20 protein-coding genes are annotated in these 24,773 nt (G+C 68.1%); 4 read left to right on the forward strand and 16 right to left on the reverse strand.

Annotated features, from left to right (window positions below; translation table 11 throughout):
• Positions 1-204: 204 nt before the first annotated feature.
• The 3 genes from murD to BLP83_RS11975 are packed head-to-tail and all read right to left on the reverse strand — an operon-like array spanning position 205 to position 5,624.
• Positions 205-1,659 (reverse strand): UDP-N-acetylmuramoyl-L-alanine--D-glutamate ligase, encoded by a 1,455-nt coding sequence (murD, locus tag BLP83_RS11965; protein ID WP_091243038.1) that lies wholly within the window; start codon positions 1,657-1,659, stop codon positions 205-207.
• On the reverse strand, positions 1,640-3,001 hold the full coding sequence (gene murL, locus BLP83_RS11970; RefSeq protein ID WP_091243041.1) for a UDP-N-acetyl-alpha-D-muramoyl-L-alanyl-L-glutamate epimerase: 1,362 nt from the start codon (positions 2,999-3,001) through the stop codon (positions 1,640-1,642). The genes murD and murL overlap by 20 nt, the downstream gene beginning before the upstream one ends.
• Positions 2,994-5,624: a bifunctional aspartate kinase/diaminopimelate decarboxylase gene (locus BLP83_RS11975; RefSeq protein WP_245680032.1), complete on the reverse strand. Its 2,631-nt coding sequence runs from the start codon at positions 5,622-5,624 to the stop codon at positions 2,994-2,996. Before BLP83_RS11975 ends, murL begins: the two co-directional genes overlap by 8 nt.
• A 233-nt stretch (positions 5,625-5,857) precedes the next feature.
• Here BLP83_RS11975 and BLP83_RS11980 point away from each other — a divergent pair, with 233 nt between their 5' ends.
• From BLP83_RS11980 to BLP83_RS11990, 3 genes are all read left to right on the forward strand, one after another.
• Positions 5,858-6,721, forward strand: coding sequence for a PhzF family phenazine biosynthesis protein (locus tag BLP83_RS11980; RefSeq protein ID WP_091243045.1), 864 nt, complete (start codon positions 5,858-5,860; stop codon positions 6,719-6,721).
• 154 nt (positions 6,722-6,875) lie between these two features.
• Positions 6,876-7,502, forward strand: coding sequence for a uracil phosphoribosyltransferase (gene upp / locus BLP83_RS11985; RefSeq protein WP_091243048.1), 627 nt, complete (start codon positions 6,876-6,878; stop codon positions 7,500-7,502).
• A 69-nt stretch (positions 7,503-7,571) separates the two neighbouring features.
• Positions 7,572-9,734: a putative bifunctional diguanylate cyclase/phosphodiesterase gene (locus BLP83_RS11990; protein WP_091243049.1), complete on the forward strand. Its 2,163-nt coding sequence runs from the start codon at positions 7,572-7,574 to the stop codon at positions 9,732-9,734.
• 240 nt (positions 9,735-9,974) lie between these two features.
• On the opposite strand, the gene lspA is transcribed toward BLP83_RS11990, so the two are convergent.
• The 13 genes from lspA to murJ form a co-directional block, all read right to left on the reverse strand.
• Positions 9,975-10,481, reverse strand: coding sequence for a signal peptidase II (gene lspA, locus BLP83_RS11995; protein WP_091243052.1), 507 nt, complete (start codon positions 10,479-10,481; stop codon positions 9,975-9,977).
• Entirely contained in the window at positions 10,481-13,309 is a 2,829-nt protein-coding gene (gene ileS / locus BLP83_RS12000) for an isoleucine--tRNA ligase (RefSeq protein ID WP_218121249.1), read from the reverse strand. The genes lspA and ileS overlap by 1 nt, the downstream gene beginning before the upstream one ends.
• Positions 13,310-13,365: 56 nt before the next feature.
• Positions 13,366-14,343: a bifunctional riboflavin kinase/FAD synthetase gene (locus BLP83_RS12005; RefSeq protein ID WP_091243304.1), complete on the reverse strand. Its 978-nt coding sequence runs from the start codon at positions 14,341-14,343 to the stop codon at positions 13,366-13,368.
• A gap of 419 nt (positions 14,344-14,762) precedes the next feature.
• Positions 14,763-14,915, reverse strand: coding sequence for a hypothetical protein (locus BLP83_RS18725; protein WP_176764168.1), 153 nt, complete (start codon positions 14,913-14,915; stop codon positions 14,763-14,765).
• A 250-nt stretch (positions 14,916-15,165) separates the two neighbouring features.
• Entirely contained in the window at positions 15,166-16,143 is a 978-nt protein-coding gene (locus tag BLP83_RS12010) for an AAA family ATPase (RefSeq protein ID WP_091243056.1), read from the reverse strand.
• A 3-nt stretch (positions 16,144-16,146) separates the two neighbouring features.
• A complete protein-coding gene (locus BLP83_RS12015; protein WP_143006663.1) occupies positions 16,147-16,449 on the reverse strand; it encodes a hypothetical protein in 303 nt (100 codons plus the stop codon).
• A 20-nt stretch (positions 16,450-16,469) separates the two neighbouring features.
• Positions 16,470-18,419 carry a transposase domain-containing protein gene (locus tag BLP83_RS12020; RefSeq protein WP_143006664.1) on the reverse strand — a complete coding sequence of 650 codons (1,950 nt, stop codon included), beginning with the start codon at positions 18,417-18,419 and terminating at the stop codon, positions 16,470-16,472.
• Positions 18,420-18,836: 417 nt separating this feature from the next.
• The gene (locus BLP83_RS12030; protein WP_091243065.1) at positions 18,837-19,118 is read right to left on the reverse strand and encodes a hypothetical protein; all 282 of its coding nucleotides are present in this window, start codon (positions 19,116-19,118) and stop codon (positions 18,837-18,839) included.
• Positions 19,115-19,318, reverse strand: a complete 204-nt coding sequence (locus tag BLP83_RS12035; RefSeq protein WP_091243067.1) for a hypothetical protein — start codon at positions 19,316-19,318, stop codon at positions 19,115-19,117. The genes BLP83_RS12030 and BLP83_RS12035 overlap by 4 nt, the downstream gene beginning before the upstream one ends.
• A gap of 446 nt (positions 19,319-19,764) precedes the next feature.
• The gene (locus BLP83_RS12040) at positions 19,765-20,430 is read right to left on the reverse strand and encodes a hypothetical protein (RefSeq protein WP_091243070.1); all 666 of its coding nucleotides are present in this window, start codon (positions 20,428-20,430) and stop codon (positions 19,765-19,767) included.
• Complete coding sequence (locus BLP83_RS12045; protein ID WP_176764169.1) at positions 20,427-20,741, reverse strand: Mor transcription activator family protein; 315 nt, start codon at positions 20,739-20,741, stop codon at positions 20,427-20,429. Before BLP83_RS12045 ends, BLP83_RS12040 begins: the two co-directional genes overlap by 4 nt.
• Before the next feature lie 189 nt (positions 20,742-20,930).
• Entirely contained in the window at positions 20,931-21,326 is a 396-nt protein-coding gene (locus BLP83_RS12050; protein WP_091243076.1) for a hypothetical protein, read from the reverse strand.
• 586 nt (positions 21,327-21,912) lie between these two features.
• A complete protein-coding gene (murJ, locus tag BLP83_RS12055; protein WP_091243078.1) occupies positions 21,913-23,520 on the reverse strand; it encodes a murein biosynthesis integral membrane protein MurJ in 1,608 nt (535 codons plus the stop codon).
• Between the two features lie 397 nt (positions 23,521-23,917).
• Between murJ and rpsT the strand changes: the two genes are divergently transcribed.
• On the forward strand, positions 23,918-24,181 hold the full coding sequence (rpsT, locus tag BLP83_RS12060; RefSeq protein WP_091243082.1) for a 30S ribosomal protein S20: 264 nt from the start codon (positions 23,918-23,920) through the stop codon (positions 24,179-24,181).
• Positions 24,182-24,773 lie beyond the last annotated feature (592 nt).

Here is a 24,773-nt window from a genome sequence, read left to right on the forward strand (position 1 = left end):
GACAGCCGTAGAAGCGAACCCCAGAAATGAGCCGCACTTCGCGTTCGAGCTTCAACAGCGGCAGCCCTTCGGGCGCGAAGCCTGCTCCAATGCCATCGGACACAGCAACGCGCCCACTGACGATGCGAAGAGAACCGCAATCAGGACAGGTTTGAGGCGGGCATTCCATGAGAAGACCTTGCTCGGCAGTCGATCACGGAGAGCCTACCGGATACCGAGGCCCTCGATCTGTCCGAGGGCCTCGGCATCGAAACCCGTCAGCGCGGCAAAGCGGCGGCCGCGCTCGGCATAGTCGCGGAACTCGCCGAAGCTCGGTGCGCCGGGGCTGAGCAGCAGCACGCCACGGTCATCGCTGGACGCGCGCGCATCAAGCGCGGCGTCGGCCGCGGCCACTGCAGTGGGCAGATCCGATGCTTCGATCAACTCGAAACCTGAGGACCCGGAAGCGCGCAGCGCCTGCGCGATGCGCGGGCCGTTGGCGCCCATGCAGACGATCACCGCCGGCGCTTCGCTGCGCATCGCGGCAGCGAAATCCGACCAGTCGAGGCCACGGTCGTGGCCGCCGACCAGAATCGCCGCGCGACGCCCGCGGTAGTGCGCCAGCGCCGCGAGGCTGGCATGCGGCGTGGTGCTGATACTGTCGTTGACGTACAGCCGCCCTGCCCGCTCGCCCAGCGGCTGCAGGCGATGCGGCAGCGCGCGGAAGCTGCGCGCGGCCTGCGCCAGCGGCCGCGCATCGATGCCCACGGCCTCGATGGCCGCCAGCGCCGCGCACAGATTGCGGGCGTTGTGTGCGCCGGGCAGCGGGAGGTCTGCCGCATTGAACACGTGTTGATTGCCGCGACAGATCGCACCGCTGGCGGCCTCGAAGTGCCAGCCCTGCGGCGTTCCGAACCAGATCGCATCACCGCGCGCGCCGAAGCGCTGCACGAGGGTTGGATTCTCGGCGTTCAGCACGACCCGCTTCGCGCCCACGCCCTCGATCAGCGCGCACTTGTCGGCGTAGTAGCGCGCCTCGCTGCCATGCCAGTCGAGGTGCTCGGGATAGAGGTTCAACAGCATCGCCACGTCGGGTGCTGCGGCATCGCCGGTCTGGTAGCTCGACAGCTCGATCACGTAGGCCTCGACCGCGGGCGTGACCAGCGCACCGACGCCCACAGCGCTTGAGGCAGACGCCTCAGGCAGCAGCAGCTCCAGCAGCGGCAGGCCGATATTGCCGGCCAGCGCCACGCGGCGGCCGCTGGCGCGCAGGAGATGCGCGACCAGCGCCGTGGTGGTGCTCTTGCCCTTGCTGGCGGTGATGCACAGGGTCGGCGCCTGCGGGTCGCGGACCTGATGCTCGCCAAACCAGAGCGCAGTGCCCGAGGTGAAGCGCACCCCGGCCTGCAGCGCCTCGGCAGCCACGCCGCGATACGGACTGATGCCGGGCGACTTCACGATCCACTCGAAGCGCCGCAGCAACTCCAGCGAAGGCTCGCCCACATGCAGGTCGATCCTGTCGCCGAATTCCGCGCGAGCGACCTCGGCTTCATCGGCGCTGCAGATCAGGGCGAGGCGCTGCGCCTGCAATGCGCCGAGCAAAGCGCGCAACGCCGCCCTGCCCTCGCGCCCATAGCCCCAGACGGCGGTGGCGCGGCCCTCAAGCGCCGAAATGCGCATGCAGGCGATCCATCAACTCCATCGGCACGCCGTGCGGCCCGGCCGGCTGCAGCTGCGCATCCAGCGCCAGCGCCGAGACATCGAGCTGGGGCAGGATCTCCTCGCGGAAGCGCGCGACCAGGGCGTCCTCGCGCCAGGCCGGGCTCTGTGCGAGATGCGCGAAGGCCGCGCGCGACTCGATGGCCTCGCCCACGCATTCGAAGGGCTTGTGGTCACGGTATTCGATCAGCGCGTCGAAACCCGCGGCAAGCTGCGGCTCGTCCAGCAGGTTGCGGCCGAAAATCGACACCAACCGCGGCTTGGGCATGAAGGGTGCAAGCGCCAGGAAGACGAAGTGGCACTTCGGGCAGACCCCGCACCAGCGCTCGGCCGGGCGCTCGCCCAGCAGATGGAAGTTGCGGTTGCAGCTGGAGAAGTGGCGGTCATAGCCCTCGATGCGCGCGAACTGGCGCGCGATGGCGAGCTCCGACCACGGGCGCAGCAGCGAGTAGTAGCCGAGGTCGGCGGCGACCTCATCGCGCAGCAGGGCGGCGAAGTGCTGCTCGAAGTCCCAGCCCTTGCTCCACTGGTGGTTGACCTCGCCGGTGCCCGGGATCTGGCTGCCGTAGCTGGCCGAGCGCTCGTTCGAGAACACCACCTGATCGACGCCCTGCAGCAGGGCCGCCAACACCAGGATCGCCGAGTTGATCGCGGTGACCGGGATGTGGCCGTTGTACGCGCCCTGCCGGTTCAGCTCGAACAGCTCGGGCGCGATCGCACGTTCGATTTTCAGGCCCGGCAGGCCGGTGCGCTCGGCGCAGGCGGCGATCAGCTGCGAGCTGCCGATCCAGCTCACGGTCTGCTCGACGCCCAGCGAACGCAGGCTCTCGATCGAGACCAGTGAATCCTTGCCGCCACCGATCGCCACAAGCGCATGGGGACGCAGGCCCAACGCGGGCGCAGTCGAAGGCGAGGGCCCCGGCACGGGGAAGTTGAGCCGCGCTTCGAGGTCCAGCCCGTTGCGATGGGCGAATTCCCCCAAGCCCAGGCGATAGACCTCGCTCAGCAGGCCGCGGGCCTTCAGCGAGGGCTGGTCGCCTTCGAACACCAGCTGCGGCGGCACCGCCGCCTTGTAGTAGCTGACGCCGGCGATCCAGTGCAGCAGGTCCAGCGCGCGGCCCACGGCCAGCGCGCGCGCGCCGTCGAGTGCGAAGGGCGCACCCGGAATGCGCAGGCGCTCGACCAGCAGCGGGCCATCGTCGAAGCGGTACTCCAGCTCGACGGCGCCGGTCTGCGCATCGAGCCGGCTGGCGACGAAGCGGAAGCTGCGGATCGCGTCGCGATCGAAGGTCCACTCAGTCATCCAGCACATCCTCGCTCGGCAGGGGGCGCAGATTGTAGGTGTTGGCCATCACCGCGCCATAGGCGCCGGCGGTTGCAATCAGCACGACATCGTCTTCGGCGGTCGCATCCGGCAGGCGCCGCCTGCGCCCGAGCACGTCGCTGCTCTCGCAGATCGGTCCGACCACGTCGGCCGGCGCACCGGGCGCCGCATCGAGACGCGAGAGGTTGACGATCTCGTGGTAGGCACCGTACAGGGCCGGGCGCATCAGCGCATTCATGCCGGCAGCGAGGCCGACGCGGCGCACGCCGGACTTCTCGACCACCTGGGTGACGCGGGTCAGCAGCACGCCGGCCTCGGCCACCAGGAAGCGCCCTGGCTCGATCCACAGCGCGTACTGCGGATAGGCCTGTTTGAGTTCGGCCAGCGCCGCGGCATAGCCAGCGAGGTCGAAGTCGGGCGCATCGGGCTCGTAGGGCACGCCAAGGCCGCCGCCGACGTCGATGCTTTCGATGCTGCCGATGCCGTCGGCGATCGCCGCCAGCTGCGCGTAGACCGTGCGCCAGTGGCCGGCGTCAAACACGCCGCTGCCGATGTGCGCGTGCAGGCCGGTGATGCGCGCACCAGCCTCGCGCGCCGCTTCAAGCACCGGCGCCAGCCCGCTGGCCGGCAGACCGAACTTGGCACCCTTGCCGCCCGTGCGCACCTTCTCGTGGTGGCCGCTGCCAAAGCCCGGATCGATGCGCAGCACCAGCTCGGCGCCGCGGAAGATCTCGGGCCAGTGGATCAGCGGATAGGCGCTGTCCACGGTCATGCGCACGCCCAGTTCTCGGGCGCGGGCGTACTCGACGCGCGGCGCGAAGCTGGGCGTGAACAGCACGCGCGCGGGCTCCAGGCCCGGCACCGCGGCGAACACGTGCTCCAGTTCGCCGATCGACACGCATTCCAGCCCGAAGCCCTCCTCGACCAGCAGGCGCAGGATCGCCGGATGCGGATTGGCCTTGATCGCGTAGTAGCGGCGGTCGACGCAGGCGATGGCGGCGAGATCGCGCGCGCGCTGGCGCACGGTCGGCAGGTGGTAGACGTAGCGCGGCGCATCGCCCGCACGCGGTAGCAGCTCGGCCGCGCGCGCGCGCCACCAGGGCGCGCTGCGCCTGGCCTCGGTGCCGCTGAGCTCCAGCCAGCTCGGGCCGAACACCGCGGTCTCGTCGACCGGCATCGCCGTGCTGGCGATCAGCATGCCGTGCAGCTTGGGCAGCATGCCCTCGGCCACGGCCTCGTCGACCACGAAGGTCAGGTTGAGGTCGTTCGAGCTCTGCGAGATCAGGTGCACGCGCTCGCGACCAAACTCGGCAAGCACATCGGAGAGCTTGTGCAGCAGCGAGCGCATGCCGCGGCCGACCAGGGTGATCGCCGCACAAGGCGCGATCACCTTGACCCGGCAGAAGGGTTCGAGGTCGGCGCAGAGCGCATCGAGCACGTTGGAGTTGACCAGGTTCTCGGACGGGTCCAGCGAGACCGTGACGTTGGACTCGGCCGAGCCGATCAGGTCCACCGAGAGGCCGTGCGCGCGGAAGCGCTCGAACACGTCGGCGAGAAAGCCGACCTGCTGCCACATACCGATCGACTCCATCGACACCAGCACGATGCCGCGGCGTGAGGAGATCGCCTTGACGCCGGGCGGCGCGTCGGCGGCCACCGCGTCGATCAGGGTGCCGGGAAAATCCGGCCGCTCGGTGTCGCGCACCCACAGCGGCACGCGGCGCTCGCGGCAGGGCCCGATGCAGCGCGGATGCAGCACCTTGGCGCCGGTGGTGGCGATCTCCTGCGCCTCTTCGTAGTCCAGCCGCGAGAGCAGGCGCGCCTGCGGTACCTGGCGCGGATTCGCACTGAACATGCCGGGCACGTCGGTCCAGATCTCGACGCGAGCGGCCTTCAGCAAGGCGCCGAAATAGGCGGCCGAGGTGTCGGAGCCGCCGCGGCCGAGGATGGCCGTCCGCCCCGCCGAATCGCGGGCGATGAAGCCCTGGGTGATCAAGAGCTCGCCCTGCCGCGCGAAGCGCTCGGCGAAGCCGGGCTCGGGCGCGGTGTGGCAGTTGACCGACAGATGCCGCGACCACGCGCTCTGGTGCGGCAGCTCGATCGCGCGCAGGTGCTCGCGCGCATCCACCCAGGCGATCGGGTGGCCTTGGCTGCGCAGATAGGCCGCGCCCAGCGCACTCGACATCAGCTCGCCCAGGCTCAGCAGCTCGGCCTGCCAGGGGATCTCGGCCGCGGCCGCGCGCGGATCCGCAGCCAGCGCGCGCAGCTCGGCAAAGCGCGCTCCAAGCACGGCTTCAGCATCGAGGCCCAGCTCGGCGGCGAAATCGATGTGGCGCTGAACGATGATCTCGGCGCCCTCGGTCTGCTTCGCTGCATCGCCAGCGGCATCGATGATCGCCTGCAGGGCATTGGTGATGCCCGAGACCGCCGACACCACCACCAGCACCGGCCCACCCTCACTGCGGCGGGCGGCCGCGAGTGTGCCGATGTTGTCCCAGCGGCTGCGTTTCGACACGCTGGTCCCACCGAATTTCAGCACCGACCAGGACGCGGTCGGAGCGGGGGTCGGGCGGGTGGCGGGGTCGGAAACGGAGGCGGACAAGGTCGGGTTCCTCGTGATGGCGTCATGGGTCTGGACCGCGCGGCGGAGGCTCGGAGCCATCCCGCGCGGCGGCGCAGCATGACAAGCGCCGGGGCGGCTCGCCAGCGTGGACAGGGAGATATGGCGCGACCGCATGGCTGTGGCTGTGTTTCGAGCGGCGACATGGCGCCGGAAGTTTGACGCAGCCGCCGCGATCCTGCCCAATCGCAAGCCCGCCACTCAATGCGACCCACATGCGCATCCGCGAGTTCGCCCAGATCGACGTCTTCGCCTGCCGCCCCTTTGGCGGCAATCCGGTGGCTGTAGTGCTCGATGCCGAAGGACTCGACGGCGCCGGCATGCAGCGCATCGCCCACTGGACCAATCTGTCGGAAACGACCTTCGTACTGCCGCCGGAGACCGCAGGCGGGAGCTACCGCGTGCGCATCTTCACCCCGCGCCAGGAGCTGCCCTTCGCCGGCCACCCGAGCATCGGCACCGCGCATGCAGTGCTGGAGGCCGGCCTCGCCACGCCCGATGCCGAGGGCCAGCTGATCCAGGAATGCGCCGCCGGCCGCCTGCCGCTGCGCCTGCGCGGCGAGGGCGCGACGCGCGAGCTCTTCGTGCGCCTGCCCGAATCGCGGATCGCCCCACTCTCGGCGCCCGAGCAGGCACAGCTCGAGGCCGCGTTGGCCGCACCGCTGACGCCTGCGGCCGCGGTCAATGTCGGTCCGGTCTGGATCGTCGCCGGCCTCGCCTCGGGCGAGGCAGTGCGTGCGCTGCAGCCGGATCTGCCGGCGCTGACCCGGCTCAGCCTCGCCACCGGCGCGGTCGGCATCAGCGTCTACGGCCGCGACGGCAGCGGTGAGGCCGACCTGGTGGTACGCAGCTTCGTGCCGGCCGACGGGATTCCCGAAGATCCGGTCTGCGGCAGCGGCAACGGTGCCATCGGCGCCTACCTGCAGGCCCGTAACGCCCTGCCCGCACCCAGCTACACCAGCAGCCAGGGCCGGGAATGTGGCCACGACGGCCGGGTCCGCGTCGAGGTCGATGACGAAGGACGGCTGTGGATCGGCGGCCAGGCCCACACCTGCATCCGCGGACACATCGAGGCCTGAGGACATGTGAGAACCATTCGCCGGCCGCGGCCGCCGCTGCACGCCCTCGCTGCAGCTTCCGGATTTCTTCCCTCGCCCTGAGCCGCGGGCCACGCTTGCCTCGGGCGCGCGGATCGGGTGGGATGCCGCGCATTCCCTGCGCACGAGAGCCGCCATGCCCGTCATCGAAGTCCGCCACCCCCTGATCCAGCACAAGCTTGGCCTGATGCGCGAGGCGCACATCAGCACCCGCGAGTTCCGCGCGCTGGCCGGCGAGGTCGCCTCGCTGCTGACCTACGAGGCCACCAAGGACCTGGAAACAGAGGACGAAGTGATCGAGTGCTGGTCCGGGCAAGTGACGGTGCAGCGCATCAAGGGCAAGAAGATCACCATCGTGCCGATTCTGCGCGCAGGTCTGGGCATGCTGCCCGGCGTTCTGGAGCTGATCCCGGCGGCGCGGGTCAGCGTGGTCGGCATCGCCCGCGACGAGGACAGCCTGCGCCCCGTCACCTATTACGAGAAGCTGTCGGGCCACATGGATGAGCGCACCGCGCTGATCGTCGACCCCATGCTGGCCACCGGCGGCACCCTGATCGCGACCATCCAACTGCTGAAGGAGGCCGGCTGCAGGCGCATCAAGGGCCTGTTTCTGGTGGCGGCACCCGAGGGCCTGCAGCGGCTGGCCGATACGCATCCAGACGTCGAATTGTACGTCGCCTCGATCGATGACAGGCTCAATGCGCAGGGCTACATCCTGCCCGGACTGGGCGATGCCGGCGACAAGATCTTCGGCACCAAGTGAACCCGCCGCTCTTGGCAGGCCACTTGCTTGAGCCTTGGCATCGCCGCCCCTTTGACACGGCAGGAGCCCATGCGCGGCAAGCAGCAGACACAGGCGACCGGAGCCGGCCCCGCGCTCGACGCAGGGCCTGACGGGCAGGCGTTCCAGGCGCTCGTCGAGAGCCTGCCCCTCGCCCTGTACCGGCTGGATCGCAGCGGCGCGCTGACCTATGCCAACCCCTTCATGCTGGCGCTGCTCGGACGCGATCTCGAATCCGCCCGCGGTCTGCGTGCGGCCGATGTGTACCCGCCGGATCTCGCAGCCGCCTATGCGGCAGATGATCGCCGCGTGCTCGATGACGGCGAGACGGTCACTCGCATCGAGGACCACCGGGTGCCCAGCAGCGGCGACTTGCGTCAGGTCTGGGTCAGCAAGCTACCCGTGCGCGACAGCAGCGGGCAGATCGTCGGCCTGCAGGGTGTCTTCACCGATCTCACCGAGGAAATGCAGGGCCTCGAGGAATTCCGGCTCGCCGCGGCGGTGCTGGAGTCCGCCCAGCAGGCGGTGATGATCACCGACCTTGCAGGCCGCATCCTGCGGGTGAACCCGGCCTTCGAGCGGATCACCGGCTATGACGCCGACGAAGCGATCGGGCAGACACCCCGACTGCTGGCTTCGGGCCAGCAGGGCCAGCCCTTCTACGAGCGCCTGTGGGCGGCCCTGCACGAAGCCGGACACTGGCAGGGCGAACTGGTCAACCGCCGCCGCGACGGTACGCTCTACACCCAGCAGATGACCGTCTCCACGGTACGCGATCCCCAAGGTCGGCCCAGCCACTACGTGGCGATGTTCCTCGACGTCAGCGAAGCCAAGTCGGCGGCCCAGCAGATCCAGCACCTCGCCCACCACGACGCGCTGACCGGCCTGCCCAACCGCCTGTTGCTGCGCGACCGCCTGCAGCAGGCGCTGGCGCAGTCGCGCCGCCATGGTCAATGCGTGGCGGTGCTGTTCATCGACCTCGACCATTTCAAGCACGTCAATGACGCGCATGGCCATCACGTGGGCGATCAGCTGCTGCAGCAGGCGGCGCGCCGCATAGGACTGGCCCTGCGCGGCAGCGACACGGTTTCGCGCCAGGGCGGCGACGAGTTCATCGCCCTGCTGCCCGATCTGAAGGATCCGCAGGAGGCCACGCCGGTCTGCCGTGCACTGCTGCGCGCATTGTCGACCCCCTTCGAGATCGAGGGCCACAGCCTGCATCTGTCGGCCAGCATCGGCGTCGCCAGCAGCCCGACCGACAGCGAGGACATCGACACTCTGCTGCGCTGCGCCGACATGGCGATGTACGAAGCCAAGAACGCCGGCCGCAACCGTGCCCAGTTCTTCCGCAGCGAGCTGGAAGAGCGAGCGCGCCGGCAGGCCCGGCTGGAAGCCGAGCTGCGTACGGCACTGCGAGAGCGCCAGCTGTTCGTCGAGCTGCAGCCGCAGATCGATCTGGCCAGCCACAACATCACCTGCATCGAAGCGCTGGTGCGCTGGCAGCATCCTGAGCGCGGTCCGGTCGGACCGCTCGAGTTCATTCCCTTCGCCGAGGAAAGCCACCTGATCGTCGCGGTGGGGATCGAGGTGATCCGTCTGGCCTGCGAGGCCCGCGCGGCGCTGCGCGAGGACCTCGACGACAGTGTGCCGATCGCCATCAACGTCTCGGCCCTGCAGCTGGCCGACCCCGGATTTCTCGACCACTTCAACTCGGAGGTGGATCGCCACGCGCTCAGTGGCCATCAGATCGAGCTGGAAATCACCGAGCGTGCCTTGGTCGCCGACATCGACACCACCCGCGAGCTGCTGCAGCAGCTGCGCGTGCTCGGCGTCAAGGTCGCCATCGACGACTTCGGCACGGGCTATTCCAACCTCGCCCTGCTGCATCGTCTGCCGCTGTCGAGGCTGAAGATCGACCGCAGCTTCATCACCGACATCGACAGCCGGCGCAGCGCGCAGGAAATCTGTCGCGCGGTTTGCGCGCTCGCCAGCAGCCTGGAACTCAAGGTCGTGGCCGAGGGCGTCGAGTCCTCGCCACAGCTGGAGCTGATCCAGGGCCTGGGCTGCGACGCCGGCCAGGGCTATGTGTTCGCGAGACCCATGCGCCTGCCCGAGCTGCGGCGCTGGCTGAAGGCGCACCCGCATGGCGCGGGCGGCTTCGGTCGCGGCCCGGGGCAGGAATCAGGCGTCGGTGGACCAAGGCCCACCTCATGATCCGCCACCCAGCCCAGTGAGATGTAGGTTGGGCCAAGCGCAGCGCGACTAAGCGCTTTGGAGGTTGGGCCAAGCGCAGCGCGGCCCAACGGCGCATGCCCGACCCCCGATGCGAGCTTGCTGCTCGCAGTGTCGGGACGCGCCGACGGCTTGTCCCAACCTACACAGATCCGGCGCTTTCGTAGCTCGGGCCAAGCCCGGCGCGGCCGAGGGTGCTTGCTTTGATCTCGGGAGAGCTCCCTACTTCCCCGCTTCGCGCGCGCCGAAGCCCGAAATGGCGATCAGCACCGCCCCGACCACGATCGCCGAGTCGGCGATATTGAAGGCCGGCCAGTGGTGGACGTCGTAGTAGACGTCGATGAAGTCGACCACGTAGCCGAAGCGCAGGCGATCGATCAGGTTGCCGATCGCCCCGCCGATCACCAGCGCAAACGGAAGCGCCTGCTTCCAGTCCGCGCGCGGCAGACGCGACAGCCAGAAGGCCAGCAGGCTGCTGATCACCACCGCCAGCCCGCTGAACACCCACTTCTGCCAGCCGCCGGCATTGCCGAGGAAGCTGAAGGCGGCGCCGTAGTTGTAGAGCAGGGTCCAGTTGAGGACGCCGTCGATCACCGGCACCGGCCGGTTGTACTCGAGCGCGCCCAGCGCGAGCGCCTTGGTCCACTGGTCGAGTGCGATGACCACGATCGACAGCGCAAGCCAGATCAGGGCGTTGTCGCGCAGCGCCGGCTTCGTGGCTGCGCTCATCAGAAGAACCGCCTCTGCTCGCCAGCCCCGTCCACGTTCTCGACGCAGCGGCCGCACAGCTCGGGGTGTTCTGCATTCGCACCGACATCCTCGCGGTAGTGCCAGCAGCGCACGCACTTCGCCGCCGCGCTGGGCAGGGCTTCCACGTGCACGTCCATCCCCTCGACCTTGGCGATCTCGCCGCCGATCGCCGGCTCGGCCGAGGCTGGCACCAGGCTGAGCTCTGAGGTGATGAACAGGAAGCGCAGCTCGTCCTGCAGATCGCCCAGCTTGGCGCCCAGGCCCTTCGCGGTGTCGATGTGCACGGCCGCGCGCGCCTGCAGCGAGGCGCCCAGCTTGCCGGCCTTGCGCATCGGCTCCAGCAGGGCCGCCATCGCGGTGCGGATCTTCAGCAGCGCTTCGAAATCGTCCGCGTTCAAGGCCGCGTCGACCGGCAGCGGCGCCAGCCCCTCGTGCCAGGTCTCGAACAGCACCGACTCGCCGCGCGTCCCCGGCATGGCCTGCCAGATCTCCTCGGCGGTGAAGCTCAGGATCGGCGCGATCCAGCGGACCATCGCTTCGAGGATGTGGAACATCGCGGTCTGCGCCGAGCGGCGGCCGCGGCTGTCCTCCTGCATGGTGTAGAGACGGTCCTTGGTGACATCCAGATAGACCGCGCCCAGCTCGTTGATGCAGAACTGCTGCACGGCCTGGACGATGTCGAGGAACTCGTAGTCGTCGTAGGCGCGCAGGATCCGCTGCTGGAGCTTGTGCGCCGCCGCCACCGCCCAGCGGTCCAGCAGCATCAGCTGATCCAGGGGCAGCAGGTCGCGGGTCGGCTCGAAGCCGTCCAGATTTCCGAGCAGGAAGCGCGCGGTGTTGCGGATGCGGCGGTAGGCGTCGGTGGTGCGCTTCAAGATCTCGTCGCTGACCGACATCTCGTTGCGGTAGTCGGTCGACGCCACCCACAGGCGCAGCACGTCGGCGCCCAGCGTGTCCATCACCTTCTGCGGGGCGACCACGTTGCCCAGCGACTTCGACATCTTGCGACCCTGCGCATCGACGGTGAAGCCGTGCGTCAGCACATGGTGATAGGGGGCCTTCGCGTACATGCCGGCCGAGGTCAGCAGCGAGGAGTGGAACCAGCCGCGGTGCTGGTCCGAGCCCTCGAGATACATGACGCGGTAGTCATCGACGCCCTTGGCCGACAGCTCCTCGCGCGCTTCGACCACGCAGTGGTGGGTGACGCCGGAGTCGAACCAGACATCGAGGATGTCGGTGACGCGGTCGTACTGATCCGCCTCGGCGCCGATCAGCTCGGCCGCATCGAGGTCATACCAGACGTCCACGCCGCCTTCCTGCACGCGGTCGGCCACGCGCCGCAGGATCGACACGCTGTCCGGATGGATCTCGCCCGTCAGCTTGTGCACAAACAGCGCGATCGGCACGCCCCAGGTGCGCTGGCGGCTGATGCACCAGTCGGGGCGGTTCTCGATCATGCCGTGGATGCGTTCCTGGCCCCATTCCGGCACCCAGCGCACCTTCGGGATGGCATCGAGGGCGGCGCGGCGCAGGCCGTTGGCGTCCATGCTGATGAACCACTGCGGGGTGGCGCGGAAAGCCACCGGCGTCTTGTGGCGCCAGCAGTGCGGATAGCTGTGCAGCAGCTCGCCCACGGCCAGCAGCACGCCGCGCTCGCGCAGGGCCTCGATGATCGGCGCGTTCGCCTTCCAGATGAACTGGCCTTCGACCAGCGGCGTGCCCGGCAGGAACACGCCGTTGCCGCCGACCGGGTTGATCTCGGCCGCACTGTACTGCTCGGTGATGCCGTACTTGGCGCAGACCGCGAAGTCTTCCTGGCCATGGCCGGGCGCGGTGTGCACTGCACCCGTACCGGCGTCGGTGGTGACGTGCTCGCCCAGCAGCACGGGCACCTCGCGCGTGGCGATGAAGGGATGCCTGAGCTTGAACCCCTCCAGCGCCGCGCCCTTGGCGCGTCCGAGCACAAGGGGCTCAGCAAGCCCATAGCGCTTGGCGACATCGCCCAGCAGGGCTTCGGCGACGACCACCCGGACCGGCGCATGGCCCTCACCCGCGGCCTCGATGAGCACGTAGTCGAGCTCGGCACCGAGGCTCACCGCCAGGCTGGCCGGCAGGGTCCAGGGCGTGGTGGTCCAGATCGGGATCGCGATCGGCGCGCCGTCCGTTCCGACGCCGAACACCGACGCAATCGCCGCCTGGTCGACTGCGACGTAGGCCACGTCGATCATCGGCGAGGTCTTGTCGGCGTATTCGATCTCGGCCTCGGCCAGCGCCGAGCCGCAGTCGAAGCACCAGTGCACCGGCTTGGCGCCACGCGAGAGATGGCCGTTCTCGACGATCTTCGCCAGCGCGCGAAGCATGTCGGCTTCGAAGCTGAAGTCCATCGTGCGGTAGGGGTTCTCCCAGTCGCCCAGCACGCCGAGGCGCTTGAAGTCGCGGCGCTGCAGTTCGATCTGCTCGGCGGCAAACTCGCGGCACTTGGCGCGGAAGGTGCGTGCGTCGACCTTCTGACCGACCTTGCCCACCTGCTTCTCCACCGCCAGCTCGATCGGCAGGCCGTGGCAGTCCCACCCCGGCACATACGGCGCGTCATAGCCGGAGAGCAGCTTCGACTTGACCACCATGTCCTTCAGGATCTTGTTCACCGCATGCCCGATGTGGATCGAGCCATTCGCATAGGGCGGGCCGTCATGCAGCACGAAGCGCTTGCTGCGGCCGCGGGTCTTCTCGCGGATCTGCGGGTAGCGACCGGCAGCCTCCCACGCGGCAAGCATCTCGGGCTCGCGCTTGGGCAGGTCGCCGCGCATGGCGAAGGCGGTTTCCGGCAGGTGGATGGTGGGCTTGTAGTCTTTCGGTTCCGAACTCACGCCGGGCTCCAGCTTGCAGGACGGCCGATCGCGGCCGCGGGGACAGAGGACAGGATCTCGCGCGCCCGGGCCGCATCGCGGTCCATCTGCACGATCAGGGCGGGGAGATCCGGGAAATTCAGCTCGTCGCGCAGTTTGGCGACGAACTCGATCGACAGGCGGCGTCCGTAGAGGTCGCCACTGAAGTCGAATATGTGGGTTTCGAGCAGCGGCTCCCTGCCCTGCACCACCGGCCGCGTGCCGAGGCTGGCCACGCCAGCCAGCGGCGCTGCGTCGATGCCGTGCGCACGTACCGCGTAGACGCCCCACAGCGCGGGCAGGCAGCGGCCGAAGCGCTGGTTGGCGGTGGGATAGCCCAGCGTGCGCCCGAGCTGCTGGCCGCGCACCACGCGGCCGGAGATGGCATAGGGCCGACCCAGCAGGCTGGACGTCAGCTCCAGCGCGCCGGCCGACAGCGCATCGCGAATGCGCGAGCTGGACACGCGCTCGCCGTCGACGCAGGTGACGATGTCCAGCGAGCGCGCGACGAAACCGAGCTCCGCACCCATTCGCTTCAGCAGCTCGACGTCGCCGGCGCGGCCGCGGCCGAAGCGGAAATCCGGGCCGACCCAGACCTCACGCGCGTTCAGGCGCTTGACCAGCACCTCGCGCACGAAATCCTCGGCGCTCATCGACGCCAGCGCCGCATTGAAGCGCAGCAAGCCAACGGCATCGCAGCCCAGCGCGGCCAGGCCTTCGAAGCGCGAGCGCGGCAGCTGCAGACGTGCAGGCGGGTTGCCGCGGGCGAAATGCTCGCGCGGCAGCGGCTCGAAGCTGAGCGCCACCGCATCGAGGCCGGACGCGCGCGCGCGCGCCACCACCTCGCCCAACAGGGCGCGGTGGCCGAGGTGCAGTCCATCAAAGGCACCGACGCAGACGATGCTGCCGCGCGGCGCGATGCAGGGCCCGAGCGGGTCGCGGAATAGGCGGGTCATGGGGGGCGGAGTATAGCGGCGCGCCATGGGCGCGCCGCCGGGATTCGGGATTGGGGATTCGGGATTCGCTGGTGCGGCTGCGGTGGGCTTGGGCTTTCGCCCTGTGGAAACCCGCTGCGAGCGACTCGATTGCCGGGTACCCAGTCGCACCGAATCAGGCCCCTCTCCCCCTGAGGGAGAGGGGGTGGGGGAGAGGGGGAGGAAACCTTGCAGGAATGTTCACCACTCTCCCCCTGTAGGCGGACAATGAATCTGCACCCTCGGGACAATGAATCTGCACCCTTGCTTGTGGATAACTTCGGGGTGGGGCGCGGCCTGAACGGCTCTGAAACAGAGTGCTTTATCTGCGCTTGAAGCGGCCCGGAAGATACCTTCAACCGCTGCAATTGCGCAGAAAGGCGCCGCTGCCTGCGGGGGTGTCAGCGCAGAAAAGCCCTACCGAAGACCAGGGCGACGCCACCCACCAGCGCCAGCGAGCCCCCTGCCAAGATGGCCGGACCGGGCTGGCCTGCAAGCGTCAACACCAGCGCCGTCAGGGTGACGACAAGGGCTAGGGTTTTGAATGCAGCCATGACCTTCCCCATACGTCCTGAACGTTTCTGGGTATGAGCCAGACGGTGCGTGCCATGGCCCGCCGAATGGTAGCGCAAAGCCATGCAAGGGCGATGGCTGCGGCGCGTCCAACCCCCTACGTCCTCGACGGCTTCGGGGTATGAGCCCGACGGGAGAATGCCCGCGCCACGGCCAGGAGCGATAGTAGCAGCCCCAGCAAAGCACAAGCCGCCCAATGGGCGGCCTGTGCGCCTGCCTGAGGGCTGCGCCTCAGACAGCACCACCCAAGTCCTGCCAAGCCGCATGAAGGTGCGAAAAGGCCACGGGTGCGCCCTGTTGCGCAGCAACGGTTGCGGCGCCGCGCAGGCCCTTGGTGAGCGTGCGTAGCCCGCCGGGCTGGCTGGCAATCGTAGCTGCGAGTTGTCGCGCCTTGCTGTCCTCGATTCCCCAGGCTTCCGCCAGCGCGTCGGCGTCTTCCAGGGTCGGCCGTGCGAGGTGCAGCCGCTTGCCGATCCGACCGCGCAAACGGTCGAACATGGCGGCCCGGTGTCCGCTCGTCATACGGGAAAAGACAAACTCGTTACCGACCAGAGCGAGCCCAACATCTGTGGCATCGAAGATCGCGCGGATTTGGTCCAGTGCCGACGCGCCAAGATGCTGCGCCTCATCAATGATGAGAAGCCCGGCCGTGCCTCGCAGACGCTCCACAATCGAACGATGTAGCTTCGCGGCGCCACCGCTTGTGACACCGGCGCCCACGGCCTGCGCGATCTCTTCAAGGGCGGGCACCACGCCAGCGGTTGCAGGCGTCATAGTGACGGCGAACGCGCTCGCTGAACGCTCGACATAGTGGCGAATCGCAAGAGTCTTGCCCAGCCCGGAAGCCCCATAGATGACAGAGAAGTCGTTAGCGAAGTGGGCGAAGCGAAGCGCCGAGAGAATCCGCTTTGCGCTGGGTGTTTCGACAAAGGCCGGCGCCTTGGGCGCGTGCTTCGCCGCTGCTTCACGCATCGCGCGAGACTCGACCCACTTCGCCAACTGCGACTCAAGCGCCGAATTGTCACCGGGGTAAGTGCCGGCGAGCCACTGGCTAAGCCGCGTTGTGCTCACGCTCGATTCGCGCGCGATCTTGGATTGGGTGAGGCTACCGCCCTCGATCAAGCCGCGAACGATCGCGCGCAGATCGGCGGGCTCTGGAACGGTTGGCGCTGTGGCGGGTAGTTTCAGGATTCGTGCGGTGGTTTCCATCTATCATTTCTCCGGCTGCGGTGAGTGCTGCGGCTGTTTCGCCCCGCGTCGGCGGCCACCGGCGCGGGGCTTCTTCTTTGCGGTGTTGTCCACGACAAGCCGAATGCCGGCCGGCCCTTGCTTTGGCTCGGCTGCGCGCTGCGCTGGCGGGTCAAGAAACACGGCGCTACCGGATTCGATGTAGAGGCGCAGCGCGGCGGCGGCGCCGCGTCTGAACTCCGGCGTGTATTCCTTGAAGAAGTCGCCGGCTTCTATCCGGCGAACCGTCTCGCCCATGACATTCACGAACACCCGAACGGCGTCCACGTTGGGGTTATGTCGGGTTCTCATTGGTCACCTGTCGGGGTGGTGAAAAGCCATGGCGCTCGGCGCCGCGCCTCTGATTCATAGGAATCCGCTAGCAGCTCGGTAACTTCATCGGAAGTCGCGCGCGGTAGCGGCGCGGCCGCGAGCGCGGGCGTCTGGCGGGCGATGCCGGATGCGCGCGGACGAAGCCGCGTTGGTCCCTTGGACTCGGGCAGCGCGGGCGGTTGGGGCTGGCACTCGCCGTAAAGCTCGCGCCGTTCCAACTCCGACGCGACCCCGAGCGCTTCGGCCGCGCGTTTCGTCGCCTTCATATGCTGATTCTTGAACCGTGCGTGATCGCGCGCGGCTTCGGTGTCATTGAAGGCGCGCGAGGCCATGTGCAGGGCGTCGCACAGATAGCGCCCTTGCGTCGTGTAGACGCTCACGTCGGCGCGCAAGTCTTGCGGGTCATAGAACACCATCACCTGCTGCCCGATAAGTTCGGCAGTCGCGTTTGACCAGTATCGGTTCGACCCGAGGTCGCTGCGCCCTGCCTTGATGGTGATGCTGCCGTCTCGGGAAACGGTTCGCGTCTCGAACGAACGCAGAAAGAGCGACCGCGCAGCCTCGGGCAGCTGCTGCGGCGGGCAGCGAATCACGCCGGCCGCCCATTCGGCATCAAAGCTGCCGGCCGCGATGCCGCGTCCACGGCGCCCCGTGCGGGCGTTATGGCGTGCGACCTCTTCGCGAACCACTTCAGACAGCTCGCCAGCTTCTACCGCAGTCGCCATGCTGAAGCCGCGCCCATTGATTCGCGGATGGCAAGCGATAGCTTCATGCAGCCCGCCGACGCCAAACGCCCGTTCAATTGGCTTTGCGCCGGGGTTCCCGAAGACCTTGTCGGGATTTGTGAAGTGCACTTCCGCGCCGAAAACCATGGAAAGCAGGCCGGGCGCGTCGCCCTCGCGCGCCTTGAAACGATGGCGGTTCATGGCACCGCCGGTCATCAGCTTATTTGCCGCGACTCGCGTGTTATCCAGGTACACATGACGCGGCGCGCAAACGCCCGCCAGCGCGTGCGTCGCAAGCCTGAACATGTCCGTGTTTTCGCTCTCTGCCAGTTCCCAAGCGAGAATCCGGCGCGAGCGCACGTCCTGCCAAACCCACAGCGTGGCGGTGTTGATCGGCTTTCGCCCCTTGAACGAAACCCACAGGCGATCAAGCTTCAAACCATCGCCGTTGACGGCTTCGCCGACCTCGAAACAAGAAGCGTCGCGAACCAGCGACGGCAGCAGACGCGCGGCCGCTTGGTCCCCCGCACGCTTCATCACCTGAACGCTGTGGGAGACTTCGGAGTCCATTCGCCGAACGAACGTCTTTGCACTCGGCAACACCAGCCGCTTGCGCTTGGCAATCTCCGCTGTTCGCCTGTAGCTGTCCGCGTGCGTCGGCGCAGCGCGCGTGAGGTAGTGCCCCGCGTAGAAGTCCCACAGCTCATCAGGGATTTCAACACGTTCGCGCCCGGCTGCCCTGCCCGGCAGCAGCGCCGGCAGCCAGCGCGCGCGCGCGAGGCCCTCGCAGGCTTTGGCCCAGCGTTTCAACGAATCGACCGATGCGCCCGGCACGCCCTGGCGCTGCAACTCCGCTGCGACGACGCGGCGGGCGTCGGTCAAGCTCCGGCCTTCGGAAAGCAAGCGCTCAACCCACAACAACGCCGCATGGCGCTTTCCGGCTTCCTCTTTGGCCTTGGGGGTCGCCTGCTGGAACCGCGCAAGTTCCGCTGCATGGTCGGGGTCGGGGCACGTGTCGGGCACCGTTGATCGCCCCTCGCGCTCGGCCCAAAGCAGAACGCGGGCCTGCACCCAATCGGGCAAGTCTCCCAGGCGATAGCAGTGGCGCGATGCATGCTCGGGGTCCGACTGCGCGGGCCAGCCTTCCGCTTCGGACCTGCGCCGCAGGTGCCGTGCAGTCCAGCCCAGCGCCTTCGCCAAGTCGGAGACCTTATAAGTAGTGTCAGGGGCGGCCACGGGCTGACATCCTCTGCGGCCGCAGGCGCGCAGGCGCGCTCAGGCCGCACCCTGTGCCGCACCCTGTGCTGGTGATGCTGTCCATGGACGCGCGGAAGTGCGCTCCCGGCGACGCCAGGAGGCCGGTCGCCTCCGCGCGCCGCTGAGTGGCACCAGATGCGGACCCGCACCCCTGCATGCGCCTGACGGGCGCAACACTGTTCCGGAACGCGCATAGGTGCCTTACCGACGAAGCCAGTAGGACGACGGAACCAGAGCGCCGGAGAGCGCGCCGCAGGCGGCTACCCCCGCCGAGGGCACAGAAAAGCGCCACGAGGGCGTTTATAAACGCTCGCAGGGCCGCCAGCGGCGACGCCGCGCGATGCTGGGGAGTGCACAGCATCACGCACCCCCTTTCAGCCGCACGGATTCGGCTATTTCAAGCAGGCTTTCAGCCTCGCCGAGGAGTTGAGCCAGGACGGCGGCGAAAGCAGGGAGCGCATCCTCCCCTGCATCCTTGATCGAAGCACCCGCAAGTGCGGCTGAAAGCTCACGAGCGCGAAACACGCGCACGGCTGCCTCTTCGCGCAACTGCTGCGCGTCGTCAGTAGCGACGTGGAACAGGGGCACACCAGCTGCCTGCGACTGAGAGGCGAACGGAACCAGCGTCGGCGCGCGCTTCATGCGAGAACTTCCGCGCGCAGCGTCTCGGCGATAGCGCGCAGCTCCAGCGCGAGGGTCTCCGAGTCGTAAACGCATCGCCCTTCAAGCGCGGCGGCGGCGTGATCCAGCAGGCCGGGCCAGTCGGCGCGCGGGGCCTCGATGGGCAACAAGAGGTGTGCAGGCAGGGCCGCGAGCGCGGCGGCAGCGTGGTTGCAGTTCATGGCGGTATCCTCAGGGTATCGAGTGACCGCCGCCCCGCTTCCAAACGGGGTGGCGGACGGTACGCGGTTGGAAGACCGGCCTGAGGACCGGCGAGCCTTGCGGCTCCCGCGCACCGCCCGCCGTAGAACTGACAGGCATGCACGCCCGCCGGGATGCGGGCGAAGAAAAAGCGCCGGCATCGGGCGATGGGCGCTTGTGCGCCTCAGGACTCGGGCTTCCAAACCCGGCTGCCGATTTGGCGGCAGCGGGTCGAGAATGCGGCGGCATGAAGGTGCTGTCAAGTCGCGCTGAATATGTGTTGCGTCACCCAAGTTAGAGCTACCGATGAAACGCGGCATGCACAACGTGCGAGGACTCAGGCCGCAACTGCCGGGGTTGTTTGCGTCTCGCTTTGCGTCCCTCGCAAGAGCGGCGCGGGACACTCGCCGGCTTGTCCCGTGTTGGTTCATCGGATCGGCCACGGCGCGCCGCGCTCGGCCTCAATGTCGCGACGGATGCGCGCTTCCAAGCGATCCACCACAGGCGGCGCAGGCCGATCCGCCGGCGGCGTCTCTAGGACAAAGGCAGCCTTGCGTAGTGCACTCGCCAAGCGCGAGGCGGACGCACGCACCTGCGGGTGCGATCCCAAGCGCTCAACCGCGTTGGCCAACTGTCGCGCCTCCAGAGGGCTGAGGGTCAGCCGCAGCGACACATCGCCGTCTGCAAGCGCATCCCGGCCGGCCGAAAGAAAGCAGATTCCGCCCTCGCCGAAGCGATGCTCATTGCGGACTGCATCCATGGAAAGGCTGTCATTGATTTCCGCCAGCGTGAGGACGCCCGGGCCATACTGCTGGCCTACCGCTCCGCTAGCATTGCCTGGCTTCAGCACGCGCGAAAGCTGGACCTTCCAACCACAGATTTCAGTGAATCGCGCTGCTCGGCGGTCGATGTAGTCGAACACGAACCGGATAGCGTCTTCGCGATTGACCGGCGCATTCAGCAGCGCGTCGCGCTCTTCTTCGAGCTGCGAGCGCTCGGCGCGCAGCTCGCCGCGCCGGGCATGGAGGGTCGCGACATACGCGCGCACCTGTCCAGCGATGTTGCGGATTTCTTCGGGGGCGACGGTGTTCATTCGGTGTTTCCTTCGGTTTGTGGCTTGCGGAGCGCTTCGCGTCCTCGCTTGGCGCACTCGTAGACGTAAATGGCAGTGATTCCGTACTCGCGGGCGAGTGCCCTTGCGTTGTCGCGGGTTAGCCGTTGCGCGATGTCGATGTCTCGGAAGTGCCGCTTCACTGCGAGGCCGCGCGGCAGGTAGAACGCTCTCCCGCCGAACACATCGGCAAGCCCGAGCATCACCGCGCGGGCCAGTTCCTCCGCGCGCTGGTCAGGCTCTCCGCGCTTGCGCAGTGCGTGCGCCGCAACGTCGGCGGCTTCGCTCAGCACGTCCGGCCAGCCGACGCGGGACGGTGGGGCGGTGCCCGCATCCTTGCTGTCTGGCTCTTGGGGGGTCTGCATGTTGGGGCGCCACAAGCGGCAGCGGCCGCGTTGGGCAACAGAGTGCAGAGGGGCAGTTGGTGCCCGCCAACGCGACCGAAGCGTTTGGTGGCGTTTGCGCCAAGGTGGATGAATGTGCTAAGGCGCCTCGCGGCCTTTCCTGATCCAGCCTTCAAGTGTTCTGTCATCTACTCCAGGGTCGAGCCCCACACGGATGAACAGCTCCGCCAGCAGCCTGGCGGCGGCGGCGGGGGTGGCGGCTTCGCCCGCCGCTTGTCCCGCGAGAGTCGCCCAGACTCTGCACATGCGCTTGATCTCTCGGGCGTTGGCTGCTGCGCCGGGTTTCGCCTCGCGCTCTTCGCGCTGTGCCTCCAGCTCTTCGATTTGCAGCTGTGTCGCTCGCCGCCTAAGCGCCGCATCAATCTGTTCAGAGAGGCCAAGGAAGAGGGGCGCGGTCGCCTTCGCCCACGCCGGTTCATCCGCCGATGGCTCTGCCGCCTGTTCGCTTGCGGGCCGTTCGTGTTCGCTGTGCACGCGCTCTGCCTTCCGTGCCTCTCCAGGGCTGCACCCAAGCGCGGGGAGAGCTGCCGCGCTTGTCGCCCCGTCGGGCTATGGGTGCCCGGCCATCGCTACACGATGTCGCGAAAGCGCGCAAGCCCGCCCCATCGGTAGACGGCAGAGCGGGCGGAAGCGCGGGCGCGCCCTGCGTTGCGGGAGCTGCAACAAGATTGCGTGAGCCGCAATATTTGTCCGGTTCTCATGTCCGGCTTTCCGCGTTGGCGGGGAGCCTTCAAAGGGCGATGAAACCGGCGTAAGCGCTTGATTGAACCGCCTTAAACGCTGCCACCGCCGCGCACACTGTCAGGGCCGCCCCGTTGCGGGTGCGCGTTCCCCGCGCCTCTGGCCGTGCGCGCCTCTCGGGCGCCTTACTGGCCCTTCGTGTTGCCTGCAAAGCCGCGCCCCGCCTAGCTTTCCGCGCGTTTCACTTCGTTTCGGTTCGTTTCGGCAGATTTCGGCAAATCGGGTGCAATCTTTCTGTCCCAAGGGTGCAAGATCACTGTCCCCGCACATCTCCCCCGCCCCTCTCCCACAAGGGGAGAGGGGAGATCTGCCTCAAGCTTCAATCTCGCGCTTCCCTCAAGTCTCGGGGCCGGAAGCCCAAAGCCAGCATCACCAGGCCGAAGACTGCCGCACCGCCGCCGACCAGCACGGCCAGGCGCCAGCTGCGGCCCTGCCAGCCGTAGAGGCCGAACTCTGGCCACAGCTGCAGGCCGGCCCAGAGCGCTGCCGCCATCGCCGTGCAGGCGAGGCCCAGGCGAATCAGGTGGCGCGCCCAGCCGGGCTGGGCGCGATAGACGCCCTGTCGCCGCAGCACCCAGGCCAGCAGCAGCAGGTTCAGCCAGCCTGAGGCCACGCTGGCCGCGGACAGGGCGAGATGCAGGCCCGGCAGCGCGGCCAGCTTCTCGAAGACGCTCAAGCCGGGCGCGAACTCGGCGGCGCGCCACCACAGCAGCGTGCCAAGGAAGGCGAGGTTGAAGCCCATGTTGGCGATCATCGCAACGATGCCGATCTTGACCGGGGTGGCGGTGTCCTGGCGGGCATAGAAAGCGGGCGCGACGACCTTGATCAGCACGAAGGCCGGCAGGCCGAAGCTCACCGTCATCAGTGACAGCGCCACCATCTGCGTATCGAAGGCGGTGAAGGCACCGTACTGCAGCAGGGTGGCGAGAATGGGCTCGGCCAGCAGCAGCAGGCCGAGCATGGCCGGCAGCGCGATCAGCAGCGCCATGCGCAGGCCCCAGTCCAGCGCCCGCGAGAACCCGGCGGGGTCTGTATCGACATGGTGGCGCGACAGCGCCGGCAGGATCACCGTGCCCAAAGCCACGCCGAAAATGCCGAGCGGGAACTCCAGCAGGCGGTCGGTCTGCGCCAGCCAGGTCTGCGAGCCGGCGATCAGGAACGCCGCAATCACCGTATCCAGCAGCAGGTTGACCTGGGCCACCGAGCTGCCGAACAGGGTCGGCACCATCAGCTTCAGGATCCGCCGCACGCCGGCATGCGCGCCGCCCCAAGCCGGCCAGACCAGCAGATCGAGCCGGCGCAGGGCCGGAAACTGCACCAGCAGCTGGACCACGCCAGCGACCAGGATGGCGATGGCCAGCGCCATCACCGGCACCTCCAGCAGCGGTGCCAGCCACCAGGCGGCGGCGATCATGCAGAGGTTGAGAATCATCGGCGTCGCCGCCGGCAGGGCGAAGCGACCGTAGGCATTCAGCGCGCCGCCGGCCAGCGCGGTCAGCGAGACGAACAGCAGGAAGGGAAAAGTCACCCGCAGCAGGTCGGCGATCAGGTCGACCTTGCCGGCCTCGGCGCTGGTGGCCGGCGCGAACAGACGCGCGATTTCCGGCGCGAACAGCATGCCCAGCGCAGTCACCACCAGCAGCACGGCACCGAGCGTGCCGGCGGTGCGCGCGATCAGCTCACGCAGCTCGGCCTGCTCGCGGGTCTGCTTGTACTCGGTGAACACCGGCACGAAGGCCAGCGAGAACGAGCCCTCGGCGAACAGCCGGCGGAAGAAGTTGGGAATGCGAAAGGCGATCCAGAACGCATCGGTCGCCGCGTTGGCACCAAAGGTCTGGGCGATGACCATCTCGCGCACCAGCCCCAGGATCCGCGACAGAAAGGTCGGGCCGCTGAAGGAGGCAAGCGAACGGAGGAGGTTGGGCATTTTCTTCGGCTGCGCCGGCGCGGCGGCGTTGCCGCCGCCGCGCGGGATTCGGGATTCGGGATTGGGGATTCGTAGAGCGGGCAACATCGGTCGCGGCAAGAAGCGGGCGTTGAACCCTGATCCGTGCGTGCGGTGCGAAAGGCTACCCCAGCCGAGTGCTTGCGCCACATGCTCGGCCAGCGGACGCTTTATCGCGGCGGCAAGCGAAGTCCGGCGCCGCGAGCCCTCCTTGACCTGCACGACCTTCGGTCGAATCCCGAATCCCCAATCCCGAATCCCAGCTGTCCAATCCGAATCCCATCCAGCCGCAACGCGGCCCGGATTGACGCGCCCCCGCCTCCCCCGCATACTTGCGCGTCTTGTCCCGCCCTTACCGCTACGCCTCGAGGAGTTTCCCTTGGCCAATATCAAGTCCGCTAAGAAGCGCGCGAAGCAGTCCGAAGTTCGCCGCGCCCGCAATGCCAGCGCCCGCTCAATGGTGCGCACCACGATCAAGAAGGTCATCAAGGCGATCGACACCGGCGCCGCCGATGCCGCCCGCGCCGCCTTGGCCGCCGCCGAGCCGGTGCTCGACCGCTACGCCGCTCGCGGTCTGATCCACAAGAACAAAGCTGCCCGCCACAAGAGCCGCCTCACGGCGCGCATCAAGGCGATGGCGTAAGTATCGAGCCGCGCAGCGGTTCGGGACAGCAAAAGCCGGCCCTCGGGCCGGCTTTTTTGTGGCCCGCGATTCGACCGCGGAGTTTGGAAAGCTCAGAACAAGAACGGGAGCCCCCCTGGGACTCCCGTCAAGCCGGATCGAAGCCGGCATTTTCTTGTTGTCGGCAGCCCTGTTCGCGGCTGCTCGGCTAGGGCGCTCGCTGCGGCGGTGAACCGTCAGTGGCGGCGGCAAGCCTAGAGCAGGCCGAGTGCTGATGCAATACCTGAAGTAGGTCATGCATCACACTGAGTAGAAAGACTTTCCTGAGTCCACTCCGGTGCTCACCAAGGGCTCACCGCCCCTCTCCGCGTGCGCGAGAGGGGCCGGGGGAGAGGGTGCAAGCCGGCGCACGCTCACCCTGCTCCGCGGGAACTTGAGTCGTGACGAACGGGCGGGCCTTGCACCGGGCCGCCCAACCGGCGGATCACACCGACCAGGCAGCCCCTAGCCACGTGTCCAAAAACGCCCTTCCGGGGAGTGTTCCAAGTTGGCGGTCCGGCGCAGGTCCGCACCGCCTCACGACACATCAATCGCTTACGCGGTTGCTTTGTCG

Source organism: Aquimonas voraii, from assembly GCF_900101825.1.
GTDB lineage: Bacteria > Pseudomonadota > Gammaproteobacteria > Xanthomonadales > Xanthomonadaceae > Aquimonas > Aquimonas voraii.